Source organism: Ruegeria sp. CDSC052, from assembly GCF_059610685.1.
Map to the genome: position 1 here is coordinate 169346 of NZ_JBXWOB010000001.1, position 13987 is coordinate 183332.

Here is a 13987-nt window from a genome sequence, read left to right on the forward strand (position 1 = left end):
TTTACCTCCGGTTCAGTTTTCCGGTGCCGTGACGCGGCGCAGAAAGGCGATCAAATCTTTGCGGTCATCCGCTTGCGTAATCCGTTGCATGGGCATCTTCGATCCCGGAATGTAATGGTCTGGTCCTTGGTCGAAAAGGGCATTTATCGTCTCGCCATTCCAAATGATATCAGAGTCTTGCAGCGTGTCCGAGTAGAAATATTCCGGTAAGCTGCCCGCCCGGCGACCAAATACACCAGAGAGCGTAGGTCCAGCACGTCTGTGCCCGTCCGCCGTCAGGCTGTGGCAGATCGAGCATTTGCGCACGAATTGGCGCTCGCCATTGTCCATCTGGTCAGGGTTCTTCAGAAAACTAGGTTCAATCGCGGCCATCTGTTGTTGGTCGCCAAGGTCAGATACCGGCCAGCTATACATCGCCTCATCTATACCACCTGCATAGATGTTTTTACCATCGGTTGAGAAGGCCAGCGCCCAGACCGGGCCGCGCAATGTGGCCCGGAAATCCTGTGCGATGCGCCAGTCGATGGTATCGACCAACATGATATGACCCTCTCCGTCCCCCACCGCCAGCAAGCTGCGGTCCGGGCTGAGAGCCAGCGCAAGGATTGGACGGCGGTCCAGGGTGAAATCATGCTCGTCGCCTGTAGTCAGATCACGAATGCGCGTGACGCCATCGACGGCCCCATAGGCAATCCAGTTTTCATGGGGATTCAGGACCAGTTCGTTGATGCCGAACCCGTTATCAACCAGTCGCAGTTTTTCCTGACCGGTTGCGACATCCCAAAGACGAACCGCCCCATCAACCCCGCCGGTATACACCGCATCTCCGTTTGGTGTGAACACAACAGCATTCACACCGCTGCCTGTGGGCCCCAATATCCTTGGCTCTGACCCGTCGAGCGGCCAAACCCCTATCGTGCCGTCCCAACTGGCAGTGGCGATGTAGGAGTTTGAAACAGCAATATCGACGATCTTGCCCTTGTGCCGCCCGAGGATTTGGCCATCCGGCCACCGGCGCAGGGTAAAGTCGTCACCAGCGGAATAGATCGCTGTGTCGCCAAAGGCGACGCTATTCACGGCAGCCTCGTGCCCTTCAAGCCATTGCGGCGTGCGGTCTGACCACAGGCCGACGGAGTTGTCGAAGCTGGCCGTCGCAATCCGGCCGTCCGGCGCGGAGGCAATCCCCATGATCGGACCGCCATGACCTTTCAGCGTGAAGAACTCGGCCAAACCGGGCAGGGGGGTCAACACCAGTGCAAGGATTAGACTGCGCATCTATTCCGCAGGCGAGGCCACTGCCTTATTGGCCTCTTTTTCCTGTACCTCTTCGAGCCAAAGCGAGTGGTGCTCACGCGCCCATTGTTCCTCGACCTCGCCGGTGCCCATCGCGTCGAAAGCGCCCTCCATCCCCACCGAGCCCAGGTAGATATGCGCGATGATGATGGCGATGAAGACATAGGCGACCATCACGTGCCAAACCTGAGCATATTGCATCTCTTCTTGTGGTGACATCTGCACCGGAAGGTTCAGACCCAACATCTGCGGGATGCTGGTGGCATTTGCGATTGAGAAGGTCTTAGCAAACAGCGGCATCTCAAACGGGAACAGCAGAGACAGGCCAGACAGGCTGATCGATACGCCCAGCAGGATACAGGCCCAGAAGATGATCTTTTGACCCGCGTTGAATTTTTTGGCCGGAGGATGGCTGCCTTTCGTGAACAACCCGCCGCCGGCGGCCAGCCATTTCAGGTCGGTGCGGTTGGGGATGTTGTGGGCGATCCAGTTCACAGTGACCATGATCAAACCAAGCATGAAGGCCCAGGCGAGGTTGTTATGCAGCCATTTGCAGCCCTGCGCTATGGTCGCAAAGCCTTCTTTCCCGAAGATTGGGATCAGAAAGTCTCGACCATAAAGGGTCAGCAATCCGGTCAGGCCAAGGATAAGGAAAGAGCCCGCGAACAGCCAATGTCCGAACCGCTCAAAGCCCGAGAAACGCGTAACCGTGCGTCCCGTCTTTTCACCATCAATGCGGATTTTACCCCGGATCAAGAAGAACAGCAGCAGGATGCCAAGCATCCCGGCCAGAATATACGTGCCGTAATCGCGTAACGGGCCTGTTCGGAAATTCAACCACCACATGCCTCCGTCCTGTATCAAGACGCTGGCCGCAGGACCGTTCGACGAAACGGTCACATCCGCCGAGCCATAGCGCAAAGCGCGATAGACGTCGCTGTCAGACGCCACGCCACGTGTGCCCAACTGGCCCATCAGACCTTCGGCGTTGCCTTGACCGGTGTTACCTGAGCGATAACCGTTATCGACCGTCTCGCCACGCTGCCGGGCCAAGATATCCTCGAGCGTGGTCGCCCCACCCGTCGAATTGCGATCCGGAGCATCCTGAGCAAGGGCAGGAACAGTCAAAACAATGAGACAGAACAGAAGTCGCAGGAAAGTCATATGAACCTCGTGACGCGGTCATTGGCGTAGGCCCTTTTCCGGGCGGGCAGAGATTTTTCGTCGAAAAATCTTAGTGCTCCCCGGCACACGGTTTGCGCGCCGGGGAAGGTTTGGCCAAGGATCAGCCGTCTTTTTGGTCGTAGGCTGTGCCCCACCCCCAGGCGCCAGACCCGAAACCGCGCGCCACGACGCGTTCGCGATAGATGGCCGATACCACGTCGCCGTCACCGGCAAGCAGGGCCTTGGTGGAACACATCTCGGCGCAGATGGGCAGTTTGCCTTCTGCGATCCGGTTGCGACCGTATTTGGCGAACTCTGCGGTCGAGTGCGTTTCCTCGGGGCCACCGGCGCAGAAGGTACATTTGTCCATCTTGCCGCGTGATCCGAAGTTGCCTGCCTGTGGGTATTGCGGCGCGCCGAACGGGCACGCATAGAAGCAATAGCCGCAGCCAATGCACAGGTCCTTGGAGTGCAGGACGACCCCTTCTTCGTTCTGATAGAAGCAGTCAACCGGGCACACCGCCATACAGGGCGCATCCGAACAATGCATACAGGCAACCGAGATCGAGCGTTCGCCCGGGTCGCCGTCATTGATCGTCACCACTCTGCGGCGGTTGATGCCCCAAGGCACCTCGTGCTCGTTCTTACACGCGGTTACGCAGGCGTTGCATTCGATGCAGCGTTCAGCGTCGCAGAGAAACTTTGCTCTAGCCATTGTCGTCCTCCTTACGCTGCTGAGATCTTGCAGAGAGTCGCTTTGGTCTCCTGCATCTGGGTTACTGAATCATAACCATATGTCTGGGCGGTGTTGGAACTTTCACCCAGCACATAGGGATCAGCGCCTGAGGGGTATTTGTCCCGCAAATCCTGACCCTGGAAATGGCCGCCAAAGTGGAATGGCATAAAGGCCACGCCGGCACCAACCCTGTTGGTCAGCATCGCCATCACCTTGACCTTACCACCCTCAGGCCCTTCGACCCAGACCTGAGCCCCGTCGCGAATGCCCAGGTTGTTGGCATCACGGGGGTTGATCTCGACGAACATGTCCTGTTGCAGTTCGGCCAGCCACGGGTTCGACCGGGATTCCTCACCTCCGCCCTCATACTCGACCAAACGACCTGACGTCAGGATTATCGGGTAATCCTTTGAAAAATCGTTCTTCTGGATCGAGGCATACAGGGTTGGCAGGCGATAGGACTGACGATCCTCATAGGTCGGATAGTCTTCTACCAGATCACGCCGGTTGGTATAAAGCGGCTCGCGATGCAACGGGATCGGGTCCGGGAAAGTCCAGACCACGGTGCGGGCCTTGGCGTTGCCAAAGGGCGCACAGCCATGTGCAATCGCAACCCGCTGGATGCCGCCCGACAGGTCGGTTTTCCAGTTGGTCTTTGGCCCCGCAACGGCATCGATGGCCGCACGTTCTTCGGCCGTCAGATCGCCGTCCCAACCAAGATCCATTAGCATCTGCATCGTAAACTCAGGGTATCCATCCTGAATTTCCGACCCAACGCTATAGACCCCTTCCGCCAACAGGTTGTCACCATCACGTTCCACGCCAAAGCGCGCGCGGAAGGTCAGGCCACCTTCGGCCACCGGTTTGGACATGTCATAGAGGTTTGGTGTCCCCGTATGACCCATCTCTGGCGTTCCCCAGCACGGCCAGGGCAGACCGTAGTATTCGCCGTCGTTTGGTCCACCAATAGCTTGCAGCGTGGTTCTGTCGAACGTGTGCTGATTGGCCATATGGCTTTTCAAACGCTCTGGCGACTGGCCGGTATAGCCGATGGTCCAGAGGCCCGAGTTGAACTCACGCGTGATGCTTTCAACATTCGGGGTTTCGGCATCCTCCATCTCGATATTGCGGAAGAACCGATCCGCCCAGCCGAATTTGTTGGCGAACTTGGCCATGATGACCTCGTCCGGCAGGCTTTCGAACAGCGGTTCGACCACCTTGTCGCGCCACTGCAACGAGCGGTTCGAGGCCGTGACCGAGCCACGGGTTTCGAACTGCGTACAGGCGGGCAACAGGTAAACGCCATCGGTCCGATCATGCAGAACGGCGGAAACGGTGGGATACGGGTCGATCACGACCAGCATGTCCAGCTTTTCCATCGCCGTCTTCATTTCCGGCCCGCGGGTTTGCGAGTTCGGAGCGTGCCCCCACAGAACCATGGCGCGGACATTGTTGTCCTGATCCATGTTGGCGGGGTCTTCCAGAACACCGTCGATCCAACGAGAGACCGGGATGCCGCGCTCGTTCTGCAGCGGTTTATCCTTGCCCTCCTTGTCCTTGATCGAGGCGAACTGGCCGGACAGCCATTCAGGGTCTTCACCCCAAACGCGCGCCCAATGGCCCCATGCCCCTGCGGACAGGCCATAATAGCCGGGTAGGGTATGGGACAGAACACCAAGGTCCGTCGCGCCCTGTACGTTGTCATGGCCACGGAAGATGTTGGTGCCACCGCCCGACGTCCCCATGTTGCCCAATGCCAACTGCAGCACGCAATAGGCGCGTGTGTTGTTGTTACCATTGGTGTGCTGGGTGCCGCCCATGCACCAGATCACAGTGCCAGGACGGTTATTGGCCATGGTGCGCGCCACGCGCTTAAGCTGTGATCCGGGTACGCCGGTCACACGCTCGGTTTCTTCCGGGTTCCAGTTGGCGACCTCTTCACGGATCTGATCCATGCCCCAGACACGGGTGCGGATGAACTCCTTGTCCTCCCAGCCGTTGTCGAAGATGTGCCAGAGGATACCCCAGATCAGAGCCACGTCAGAGCCGGGGCGGAAGCGGACATATTCATCCGCATGCGCGGCGGTGCGCGTAAAGCGCGGGTCGCAAACGATCAGCGGCGCGTTGTTCTGCTCTTTTGCGCGCAGAACATGCAGCAGCGAGACCGGGTGTGCCTCAGCCGGGTTGCCACCGATGATGAAGATAGCCTTGGAGTTGTGGATGTCATTGTAGCTGTTGGTCATGGCGCCGTAGCCCCATGTATTCGCAACACCAGCAACAGTGGTCGAGTGGCAGATACGGGCCTGATGGTCCACGTTGTTCGTGCCCCAATAGGCGGCGAACTTGCGGAAAAGATAGGCCTGTTCGTTGTTATGTTTCGCGGAACCAAGCCAGTACACACTGTCCGGTCCGGATTCTTCGCGGATGTTCATCATGCCGTCGCCGATCTCGTTGATCGCCTCTTCCCAGCTGATGCGCTTCCACTCGCCGCCTTCCTTTTTCATCGGATATTTCAGGCGGCGCTCACCATGGGCGTGCTCACGGACCGAGGCCCCCTTGGCGCAGTGCGCACCCAGGTTGAAAGGGCTGTCCCAGCCGGGTTCTTGCCCGATCCAGACGCCGTTCTGCACCTCGGCCACTACGGTACAGCCGACCGAGCAATGCGTGCATATGGATTTGATGTTTTCGACGGCTTGATTGGCCGCTGACTGGGCACTGGCTGGCGTCACGGTTCCACCCGTGGCGCTGATCGCGGCCAACCCGCCGATCGTCAGGCCCGATCCGCGCAGGAACGCGCGGCGATCGACGGTTTTCTCGCCGACCTGGGACAGGATACTTGTCCGCTGGGAGCGTCTCGCAACCCCGTTGGTCTTTTTCCTAAGCATTTCTTTCCTCCCTTGCTGGCCATGTTAGCTATGGCTGGCTTGGTACTGTTGGTGCCGACGTCAGGGCCAATCGCAACCGTCAGTCGGGTGGTGACATCGTCCGGGGTTCAGAACCGGGCGCTGTCCAGATATGCGCGCGTATGCGCGGTGTCCTGCATGCGGGTTTCATCCGTTGGCAGCTCGGCTGCCTCGGCTTGTCCGCTCAGGCTGGCGGCGGCGACTGCAGCGGGCGCTGCGGTTCCGGCCAGTTTCAAGAAGTCACGGCGCGTGGCGCCTTCTTCCTTGGTTTTGCTCATGGGATCCTCCTTTCCCAATTGCGATCTAGCGCCTTTGGGGGCGCTGGCGAGTGGCGGGATCATCCCGCCGTCATTCGAAAGGCTTCACGCTCGATTTCCATGAAAACCCGACCGGCGGTGCCGACCGAGGCATAGAAAACCGAGTTTTCCGCAGCTTCCAAATCTGAATAGAAATGTGCGGCCCAGGGGCCGATGTGCTTGTTCCAGAACGCTTTTTGATCCTCCAACGAGGCGGGCGCGCCAAAGCGACCGACGATCATACCCGCCATCATCTCCATCAACGAGGCGATATTGTCTTCGGGTTCAAACACGTTCTGCGCCCGTGTGATCTGACGAACCGCCATGTCGTTGCGCAGTTGCGCCAGCGGTTTTTCGTTCAGGAAACCAGTCAGGTAGAAACTGGCATAGGGCAGCAGTTCCCCGCGCCCCAGCCCGATGAACAAGGCATTGAATTCGCGTTCGGCAGCCGCGGGTTTGGTCACCTTGGCGACCCGCGACATGGCCTTGATAGCCTGACCCAGATCGGTTTCATCGCCGGTCAGACCAGTAACCTGAGACAGCAGCATCTGATCCGGAGGCGCCGCAAGCAGCAGCCCAAGGAAGTTATAGAAATCCGCACGCAGACGATCCTCGGCTGAGACGTCCAGGTTTTGCGCGTTGCTTGCGGTCATACGGTTATCCTTCGTATTCAAACTTCATGCGGCGTGGGGCAGGCGTAAGCTCTGCCTCATCCGGGTCGTCGATTTCAGAAATCATTACAGGTTCTGCCGAGTGTACCTCGGGCGTTTCGGGCAACTCAGGCTCAGGCTCTGATGTTGGGTCTTCAACCTCAGGCGCTGCGTCTTCCTCTTCGGTCTGAGCGGCCAAAGCCTCGATATGGGCCAGCATTCCCTTGCCGACCTGATAGGCGGTCTGGATATTTTCGATCACGCAGGCGGCGTCGGTATAGTCCTCGCCGTAATCCACCAGCCCATCGACATTGGCCAGAACCGGGTTCAGACGCCAGAGCTGCCGAAGGGCGCGGCGGCGCAATCGGTCAGGCACTGCCTTGGCCATAAAGCCCGAGACGTCGTCACCAACTTGCAACTGATCAGGGTCGGGCAAATTGAATTCCGCCAGAATTTCAGCGTCAGTCTTTTCTTCCAGCTCGCCCCGCTGTTCAGCGAAAGCCTGTTCTTGTGCTGCTACAACCTCGGCTTTGGCCTCAGCCTGAACGGCGGCTTTGCGGCGCGACCAGAAATCGCGGGTTTCTGTCATTGCACAATCCTCCGCGGGGCGCGGAAAACATCCGAGTCCTGCCGGATGCGTACATCCCCTTTGCCGTCCTCAACCAGATCGGTGCGTTTCTTATCACGGCGACGTTTGACGAAGACCTCGTTGCGATGATGCTCCAGTGCGAAATCACGTACCCAAGCGATCAGCCCATCAGTCATTGGGATTTTCTCGACAAGCTCTTCGCCGGTATCGGCGTAGTCCTGTCCTTCGTAGGGTGAGGCGGTCACCAGCACAGCGTCCATCGGCTGTGTTCCATCCAGCGCATCGCGCAGGACCAGATAGATCGAGGGTTGCCCGTCCGACAGGTTGACCATGTAGGCTTCGGCCTCATCTGACCACAGGGTCAGGGGCAGGGTGGCCGCGTGGTATTCGACCGCTTCGCCCTCGCGCCGCATCTCCAGCCAATCGGCCGGTCCAGCGCCGGGCAGCACGGCGACGGCGCGCCAATTCCATTGCGCCCAGCGTGTAACCCCGGGTGTTTTGCGCACGACGACGCCGATTGGCATTTCAATCTGGCTGGCGGCCTTGGCCACTAAGTCCTCCCTGGAAAGCTCTCCCCTGCCTTCCTCAGGGTCTACTATGGTACACAAAGTAGCTTCCTGCCAAGTCCTTGGGTGGTCGAATATGTACCCCTCACCGATTGTTTACGGTCCTCGCGGCTATTATCGGGCCTTGTTCCTGCGATCCGGCCCCCACGGGCATTGCTACTTTCTTCAGAGGTTCTAAGCTGACCTTGGACTGGGGAGGACATCCGGGGGAGGTTATGGGTACGAGATTGCTGCTATGTGACTGTGCGGGAACGCAAACCATTGACGCTGAGAAACTATCGTCAGCTTGCGATGTCGCCTGCTCCAGAATTCACACCGCATTATGTACGAAAGAACTGGAAAGCGTCGCACAGCCGCTGCAAGAGGGCAAAGTCGTAATAGCCTGTACACAAGAGCAGGATGTTTTTCTGGCACTGGCCGATGAGTTAGGTGTCGAAGTGCCAGGGTTTGTCGATCTTCGCGATCGTGCCGGGTGGTCTGAACAAGGGCAGGATGCTGCCCCCAAAATGGCCGCGCTGGCTGCTGAGGCGGTGTTGCCTCAGCCGATCACACCCAGTGTCGATGTGGTCAGCGAAGGGACGTGTTTCATCGTCGGGCCCGGCGCGCTGAGCTTTGAAGTGGCAGAACGCCTGTCGGACCAGTTGGCCGTGACGGTCTTGGCTACTGATGACATGGACCCCATGTCGCGCAGCTTTGATGTGGTGCGCGGGCGCGTTCGTACTGTGAAAGGTGCGCTGGGCGGGTTTTCGATTAAGCTGGATGCGTTGCAACAGCTTGAACCCGGTGGGCGCGGGGCCTTTGGCTGGACCGAACCGCGCGACGGGGCGAACTCCTCATGCGATATAGTTGTGGATCTGACCGGCGGCACGCCTCTGGTTCAGGCCCCAGCCAAGCGCGAAGGGTATTTGCGAGCTGATCCCAAAGATGCGGTCGCTGTCGAACGGCTGGCGTTTGAGGCCATGCAACTGGTCGGGACATTTGAAAAGCCTCTCTATGTCCGGTTGGAAGAATCCCTATGTGCGCATTCCCGTGCAGAACAGGTCGGGTGTACGAATTGCCTGGATATCTGCCCGACGGGGGCGATCACCCCTGCGGGCGAACATGTAGCCATCGACCCTATGGTTTGCGCAGGGTGCGGAGAATGCGCGGCGGTTTGCCCATCTACCGCGATAACTTACGAGGATCCGCCCGTTTCTGCGCTGCTGTCACGGATGCACATTCTGTCGCGCACCTACCGGCGTGCAGGCGGGCAAGCACCCCGGCTGTTGGTGCATGACGCGCATGGGGCCGAAATGATCCGCCTGTCCGCCCGTTTCGGACGCGGGATTCCAGCGGATGTGATCCCGCTAGAACTGAACGTGATCTCGGGCTTTGGCCATGCCGAGATGCTGGCCGCGCTGGCGCATGGGTTTGCGCGGGTTGATGTGCTGCTGGCCCCAACAACCGAAAGGGATGCCTTGGATCGCGAACTGGCGCTGGCGCAGGCTATCGCTGGGACTGCAGTGTTGGCACTGATCGATGAGGCTGATCCCGATGCGCTGTCCGACCTGCTATATGCGCAGGACGTGCCGCCCCCCTTGGCCGACACGGTTCTGCCGCTGGGAAATCGCAGGCAGATTACGCGACTGGCCGCACAGGCGCTGAACCCGCAGGCCGCAGCCCCGTTGCCCTTGCCCGAGAATGCACCCTATGGGGCCATCGCGGTGGATACGGACGCCTGTACATTGTGCCTCAGCTGCGTGTCCCTTTGTCCGTCAGGCGCTTTGGCCGACAACCCGGATATGCCGCAGCTGAACTTCCAACAGGATGCCTGTCTGCAATGTGGCCTATGCCGAACAATCTGCCCCGAGAATGCGATAACTCTGGTACCGCAACTGGATTTAAGTGATGCGGCCCTGTCTCAGGACGTGTTGAACGAAGAAGACCCTTTTGCGTGTGTGGAATGCGGTGCCCTCTTTGGTGTCAAATCGACCGTCGAACGTATCATGGAAAAGCTGTCTGGTACGCATCCGATGTTTGCGACATCCGAACAGGCGCGCATGATCCAGATGTGTGACAACTGTCGTGTGAACGCGCAGTTCCAGCACAAGGACAACCCGTTTCAGTCAAACCCGAAACCCAAAGTCGTCACGACCGAGGACTATTTCTCGAAAAGAAAGGATCATTGAAGCTGTAGCGGCGCGCCCAGATCTGCTGCCTCGATGGCCGAGACAAAGGCCAGAATCGCCTCTAACTCCTCCAGCGTCATCTCGACCGGGTGGATTGGCGAAGGACGCAGAGGGTCAAAGGGCGGGGTTACGTCCTCAATCTGCGTAAAAGCAGGATGAGGGTTCAGGGCAAAGAAGGCCTGAAACCTATCAGACCAGTCTGGCATCGCCCGCAGCACAGCGAATGAGGGGGTGGAGCCAAGCCCGTTCATCTGGTTCTGCGGACCGATCACATGGCAGCGCCCGCAATGGGTCATCGACAGCTCCGCACCCAGGACAGCGTCGCCGTCGATCTTGTCGGTCTCGGTCGCGGCCTCGACCGTTAAGCTGGCGGAATAGGGCGGGCCGCTTTCGGGCGCGAAACTCTCAACGGTGCGCTTGCCGATGTCAGACAGCAGCCAGTCCCGAAACCGAAGCTGCTTTGTGTCGTCCAGTATGCGCAGGTGGTAAGTGACCCCGTGACGCGCGAAAACCGGATCGCCTGGCGGTGATCCACCCAGAGACATAGCGCCGGTATCGTCCGCAACGACGCGTATCCCGGTCTTGAGAGAAAAACGCGGAAGAATATGTTGCAACAGACCAGAGTCTGTAACCTCATCCGGGGCGGCAAGCCCCAGCGCCTCTTGCGACCAAGAGGGGGTAGCAGAGAGCAGCAAGCTCAGGCAAAAGAAGGTAACCCGCATGGAGGCAGCTTATCGGCCTGCGCCCGAATGCGTCAAATGAACGAAAAAAAGACGGAGACACATGCAATGAAACGTATCCCAACGACCGGGCAAACCAAAAGGGTAATGGCATGAGTGTTCGTGACGCGGTTCTGGCGAACCTGAAGAAAATCACCGATCCGGTTTCAGGCCAGGATATCGTCAGCGCCGGAGTTGTCCGCGCGTTGAATGTCGATGGCGATACAGTGCGCTTTGTGCTTGAGATTGATCCGAAACAGGCAGAGCGGATGGAGCCGGTGCGCGCCGCCGCCGAGCAGGCTGCGCAGTTGGTGGAGGGGGTCGACAAGGTTTCCGCCATGATGACTGCGCATTCCGAAAAGGCCCCGCCTGAACTGAAGCCCAAGCCGAAACCATCTCAGACAGGTCCGCAGGCCGTTCCGGGTGTCGATCGGATCATCGCCGTTGCATCCGGTAAGGGCGGAGTCGGTAAATCCACCGTATCCGCAAATCTGGCTTGTGCTTTGGCTGCAGAAGGGCGGCGTGTCGGGTTGTTGGATGCTGATGTCTATGGCCCATCACAGCCTCGGATGCTGGGTGTCTCTGGCCGCCCGGCCAGCCCGGATGGCAAAACGATCCTGCCCCTGCGCAATCATGGCGTCACGATGATGTCGATGGGACTGATGACCAACGAAGGGCAGGCGGTCGTCTGGCGTGGTCCGATGCTGATGGGCGCGCTTCAGCAGATGATGGGGCAGGTTCAGTGGGGAGCATTGGATGTATTGATTGTCGACCTACCGCCGGGCACCGGCGATGTGCAACTGACGCTCAGCCAGAAGTTCAAGGTGGACGGGGCCATCGTGGTGTCGACCCCGCAGGACGTGGCCCTGATCGACGCGCGCAAAGGGATCGATATGTTCAATCAGCTCAAGACGCCGATTATTGGGATGATCGAGAATATGTCGACCCATATCTGTTCCAACTGCGGGCATGAGGAACATGTGTTCGGACATGGCGGCGTCGCCGCTGAGGCCGAGGCGCTGGGCATTCCGCTGCTTGGTGAGATTCCGCTGCATCTGGATATCCGGGTTGCGGCGGATGGGGGGGCGCCCATCGTTGTCAGCAAGCCAGACAGCGCACAGGCCGAAGCTTTCCGCAAGATTGCCCGCGACATGATCACCAAGGGCAATGCATGACCCAGCCGGTCTTTCCTCCGTTGCTGACTGGACATGCCGTTCAGGGCGGGGAAGACCCGTTCGAACGCGCCCAGGCGATGGCGGCGCTGGGCTGTGATGCCGGAACGGTGGTCTACAATATTCAGGCCAACCGTTTGCGCGTTGCCATTGTATTTGCACCTGAGGTTCCATTGCAGGACGCCATGGTGATGTTGCCGCTTTGCGGAGTTGGGTTTCAGAATGCGCTGGGCGCTCTGGCCCCGCCCGAGGTTGCCGTTCATCTGGACTGGGGCGGCCCTATCTGTGTGAATGGTGCGACCTGCGGCAAGTTTCAGGTTGCTGCGTCGACTTCAGACCCTCAGATTGAGCCTGACTGGTTGATTGTCGGCTGGGAGCTGGCCTTGCTACAGACCAGCACTGCGCCAGGCCAGACCCCGGATATCACAGCGCTCTATGATGAAGGGTGTGCCGAGGTCCAGCCTGTCCAGCTGGTCGAAAGCTGGTCGCGCCACATGCTGACATGGCTCAACCGTTGGCAAGAAGACGGCAACGCGCCCCTGCACAGCGAATGGTTGGGGCTGCTGCGTGGTGTTGGCGAACCCTTTGGCGAGATCGGGGTTTTTTTGGGCACTGATGAACGGTTTGGCATGCTTATCCGCAATGGTGCAGACACCCGCCTGCACCCGCTGACTGACTTACTGGAGAACGGATGATGAAACTGGCCCGTGCGATCCATTTCGATGAAAGCGACATGAATGTGTTTCATTCTCCGGCGAGAACGGGTGAATGGTGCATTTCCGGCGGGTTCGAGTTTTCGAATTGGGGCGAAGGCGATTTGGAGGGTAAAGCCCGCCAGGCCTTTGCGAATGGTTGGTTGGGGGTTGAGACATTCGGCCGGGTGACCTTTGTAGCAGTGACGCAGGTTGAACAGGCTGAGATCGACCAGATTGCCCGGAATTTGGCGGAACATTTCGTGCAATTTTACGGAGCCCCATCGGTCGAGGCCGCCATGGGTGTTGCGCAGGAAGAGATCGCGCATATGGCAGAGCTATGCGATGATCACGCCGCCAATACCTTGCTGACGGTCGCCCGTGAGCTGTCTGAAACCGGGGTGCTTGAGGCGTTTCGCATCATCACACCGCAGGAAACCCAGCTTGAGGCGCTGGCCGTCCACGGATCGCTGGACGAATAGGGCTTATAGAAGATCGGCAAACCCGCCGAACTGACCGCGTTTGAAGATCAGACCTTTGCCGGTGCGGAACATGGCCTGTTCGACTTCACCCACGATGATCAGATGATCCCCTGCCTCGTGCCGGGCATGAAGCTGGCAGTCGAAGCGCGCCAGACAATCCGCCAGACGAGGGCGACCACGGTGATCTGCGGCCCAGTTGACATGTGAAAAATCCGCACCCTCGCGCGCGAATTTTAGGGCCTGTTCCTGCTGTTCCTCAGCCATCACATGGATCGAATAGTGATCGCAGTCTTTGAAAGCGTCGAACCGGTTCGAATCCTTCGCCAGGCACCACAGCACCAGCGGAGGCGTCAGCGAGACCGAGGAAAACGAATTGACCGTGATTGCGCGGGGCCCCAGCGCTGTTTCGGTGGTGACGACCGTGACCCCGGTTCCAAAACACCCCAATGCTTCGCGAAACGCGGTGCTGTTGTCCGGGGTTGGGGTGAAGGTGCGGTCCGTCATCTCACGCTCATTCTGTGGCCGCGCCTCAGGTGCCACGGCAAGTCGGGATTGTC

At 59.1% G+C, this 13987-nt stretch carries 14 protein-coding genes; 4 read left to right on the plus strand and 10 right to left on the minus strand.

Annotated elements, in window-relative coordinates:
* Positions 1–12 precede the first annotated feature (12 nt).
* From AC2FIM_RS00895 to AC2FIM_RS00930, 8 genes are all read right to left on the minus strand, one after another.
* Positions 13–1275, minus strand: a complete 1263-nt coding sequence (locus AC2FIM_RS00895; protein WP_496707861.1) for a c-type cytochrome — start codon at positions 1273–1275, stop codon at positions 13–15.
* Entirely contained in the window at positions 1276–2457 is a 1182-nt protein-coding gene (locus tag AC2FIM_RS00900; RefSeq protein WP_496707860.1) for a formate dehydrogenase subunit gamma, read from the minus strand.
* Between the two features lie 121 nt (positions 2458–2578).
* A complete protein-coding gene (gene fdh3B / locus AC2FIM_RS00905; protein ID WP_085821701.1) occupies positions 2579–3172 on the minus strand; it encodes a formate dehydrogenase FDH3 subunit beta in 594 nt (197 codons plus the stop codon).
* An 11-nt stretch (positions 3173–3183) separates the two neighbouring features.
* Positions 3184–6078, minus strand: a complete 2895-nt coding sequence (locus AC2FIM_RS00910) for a formate dehydrogenase subunit alpha (RefSeq protein WP_281972245.1) — start codon at positions 6076–6078, stop codon at positions 3184–3186.
* A gap of 107 nt (positions 6079–6185) precedes the next feature.
* A complete protein-coding gene (locus tag AC2FIM_RS00915) occupies positions 6186–6374 on the minus strand; it encodes a ubiquinol-cytochrome c reductase iron-sulfur subunit N-terminal domain-containing protein (protein WP_142634359.1) in 189 nt (62 codons plus the stop codon).
* 59 nt (positions 6375–6433) lie between these two features.
* Positions 6434–7045, minus strand: coding sequence for a TorD/DmsD family molecular chaperone (locus AC2FIM_RS00920; RefSeq protein WP_271946579.1), 612 nt, complete (start codon positions 7043–7045; stop codon positions 6434–6436).
* A gap of 4 nt (positions 7046–7049) precedes the next feature.
* Entirely contained in the window at positions 7050–7631 is a 582-nt protein-coding gene (locus AC2FIM_RS00925) for a DUF3306 domain-containing protein (protein WP_282021337.1), read from the minus strand.
* On the minus strand, positions 7628–8182 hold the full coding sequence (locus AC2FIM_RS00930) for a DUF3305 domain-containing protein (protein WP_496731697.1): 555 nt from the start codon (positions 8180–8182) through the stop codon (positions 7628–7630). The genes AC2FIM_RS00925 and AC2FIM_RS00930 overlap by 4 nt, the downstream gene beginning before the upstream one ends.
* Before the next feature lie 230 nt (positions 8183–8412).
* On the opposite strand from AC2FIM_RS00930, the gene AC2FIM_RS00935 reads away from it, so the two are divergent.
* Positions 8413–10365: a 4Fe-4S binding protein gene (locus AC2FIM_RS00935; protein WP_496677793.1), complete on the plus strand. Its 1953-nt coding sequence runs from the start codon at positions 8413–8415 to the stop codon at positions 10363–10365.
* Here the strand turns inward: AC2FIM_RS00935 and AC2FIM_RS00940 are convergent.
* Positions 10359–11087 carry a c-type cytochrome gene (locus tag AC2FIM_RS00940; RefSeq protein WP_142634349.1) on the minus strand — a complete coding sequence of 243 codons (729 nt, stop codon included), beginning with the start codon at positions 11085–11087 and terminating at the stop codon, positions 10359–10361. The genes AC2FIM_RS00935 and AC2FIM_RS00940 overlap by 7 nt on opposite strands.
* A gap of 110 nt (positions 11088–11197) precedes the next feature.
* On the opposite strand from AC2FIM_RS00940, the gene AC2FIM_RS00945 reads away from it, so the two are divergent.
* The 3 genes from AC2FIM_RS00945 to AC2FIM_RS00955 are packed head-to-tail and all read left to right on the plus strand — an operon-like array spanning position 11198 to position 13430.
* A complete protein-coding gene (locus tag AC2FIM_RS00945) occupies positions 11198–12259 on the plus strand; it encodes an Mrp/NBP35 family ATP-binding protein (RefSeq protein ID WP_142634347.1) in 1062 nt (353 codons plus the stop codon).
* On the plus strand, positions 12256–12951 hold the full coding sequence (locus tag AC2FIM_RS00950; RefSeq protein ID WP_142634345.1) for a biotin/lipoate--protein ligase family protein: 696 nt from the start codon (positions 12256–12258) through the stop codon (positions 12949–12951). The genes AC2FIM_RS00945 and AC2FIM_RS00950 overlap by 4 nt, the downstream gene beginning before the upstream one ends.
* Positions 12951–13430 carry a DUF6505 family protein gene (locus AC2FIM_RS00955; RefSeq protein ID WP_142634342.1) on the plus strand — a complete coding sequence of 160 codons (480 nt, stop codon included), beginning with the start codon at positions 12951–12953 and terminating at the stop codon, positions 13428–13430. The genes AC2FIM_RS00950 and AC2FIM_RS00955 overlap by 1 nt, the downstream gene beginning before the upstream one ends.
* A gap of 3 nt (positions 13431–13433) precedes the next feature.
* On the opposite strand, the gene AC2FIM_RS00960 is transcribed toward AC2FIM_RS00955, so the two are convergent.
* Positions 13434–13934 carry a flavin reductase family protein gene (locus tag AC2FIM_RS00960; RefSeq protein ID WP_142634340.1) on the minus strand — a complete coding sequence of 167 codons (501 nt, stop codon included), beginning with the start codon at positions 13932–13934 and terminating at the stop codon, positions 13434–13436.
* Positions 13935–13987 lie beyond the last annotated feature (53 nt).

Bases quoted from the DNA above. Each gene is read 5' to 3' on its own strand.
- AC2FIM_RS00895 (WP_496707861.1), bottom strand. From the start codon at position 1,275: ATGCGCAGTCTAATCCTTGCACTGGTGTTGACCCCCCTGCCCGGTTTG.
- AC2FIM_RS00950 (WP_142634345.1), top strand. From the start codon at position 12,256: ATGACCCAGCCGGTCTTTCCTCCGTTGCTGACTGGACATGCCGTTCAG.
- AC2FIM_RS00935 (WP_496677793.1), top strand. From the start codon at position 8,413: ATGGGTACGAGATTGCTGCTATGTGACTGTGCGGGAACGCAAACCATT.
- AC2FIM_RS00920 (WP_271946579.1), bottom strand. From the start codon at position 7,045: ATGACCGCAAGCAACGCGCAAAACCTGGACGTCTCAGCCGAGGATCGT.
- AC2FIM_RS00925 (WP_282021337.1), bottom strand. From the start codon at position 7,631: ATGACAGAAACCCGCGATTTCTGGTCGCGCCGCAAAGCCGCCGTTCAG.
- AC2FIM_RS00960 (WP_142634340.1), bottom strand. From the start codon at position 13,934: ATGACGGACCGCACCTTCACCCCAACCCCGGACAACAGCACCGCGTTT.
- AC2FIM_RS00910 (WP_281972245.1), bottom strand. From the start codon at position 6,078: ATGCTTAGGAAAAAGACCAACGGGGTTGCGAGACGCTCCCAGCGGACA.
- AC2FIM_RS00955 (WP_142634342.1), top strand. From the start codon at position 12,951: ATGAAACTGGCCCGTGCGATCCATTTCGATGAAAGCGACATGAATGTG.
- AC2FIM_RS00945 (WP_142634347.1), top strand. From the start codon at position 11,198: ATGAGTGTTCGTGACGCGGTTCTGGCGAACCTGAAGAAAATCACCGAT.
- fdh3B (WP_085821701.1), bottom strand. From the start codon at position 3,172: ATGGCTAGAGCAAAGTTTCTCTGCGACGCTGAACGCTGCATCGAATGC.
- AC2FIM_RS00900 (WP_496707860.1), bottom strand. From the start codon at position 2,457: ATGACTTTCCTGCGACTTCTGTTCTGTCTCATTGTTTTGACTGTTCCT.
- AC2FIM_RS00915 (WP_142634359.1), bottom strand. From the start codon at position 6,374: ATGAGCAAAACCAAGGAAGAAGGCGCCACGCGCCGTGACTTCTTGAAA.
- AC2FIM_RS00940 (WP_142634349.1), bottom strand. From the start codon at position 11,087: ATGCGGGTTACCTTCTTTTGCCTGAGCTTGCTGCTCTCTGCTACCCCC.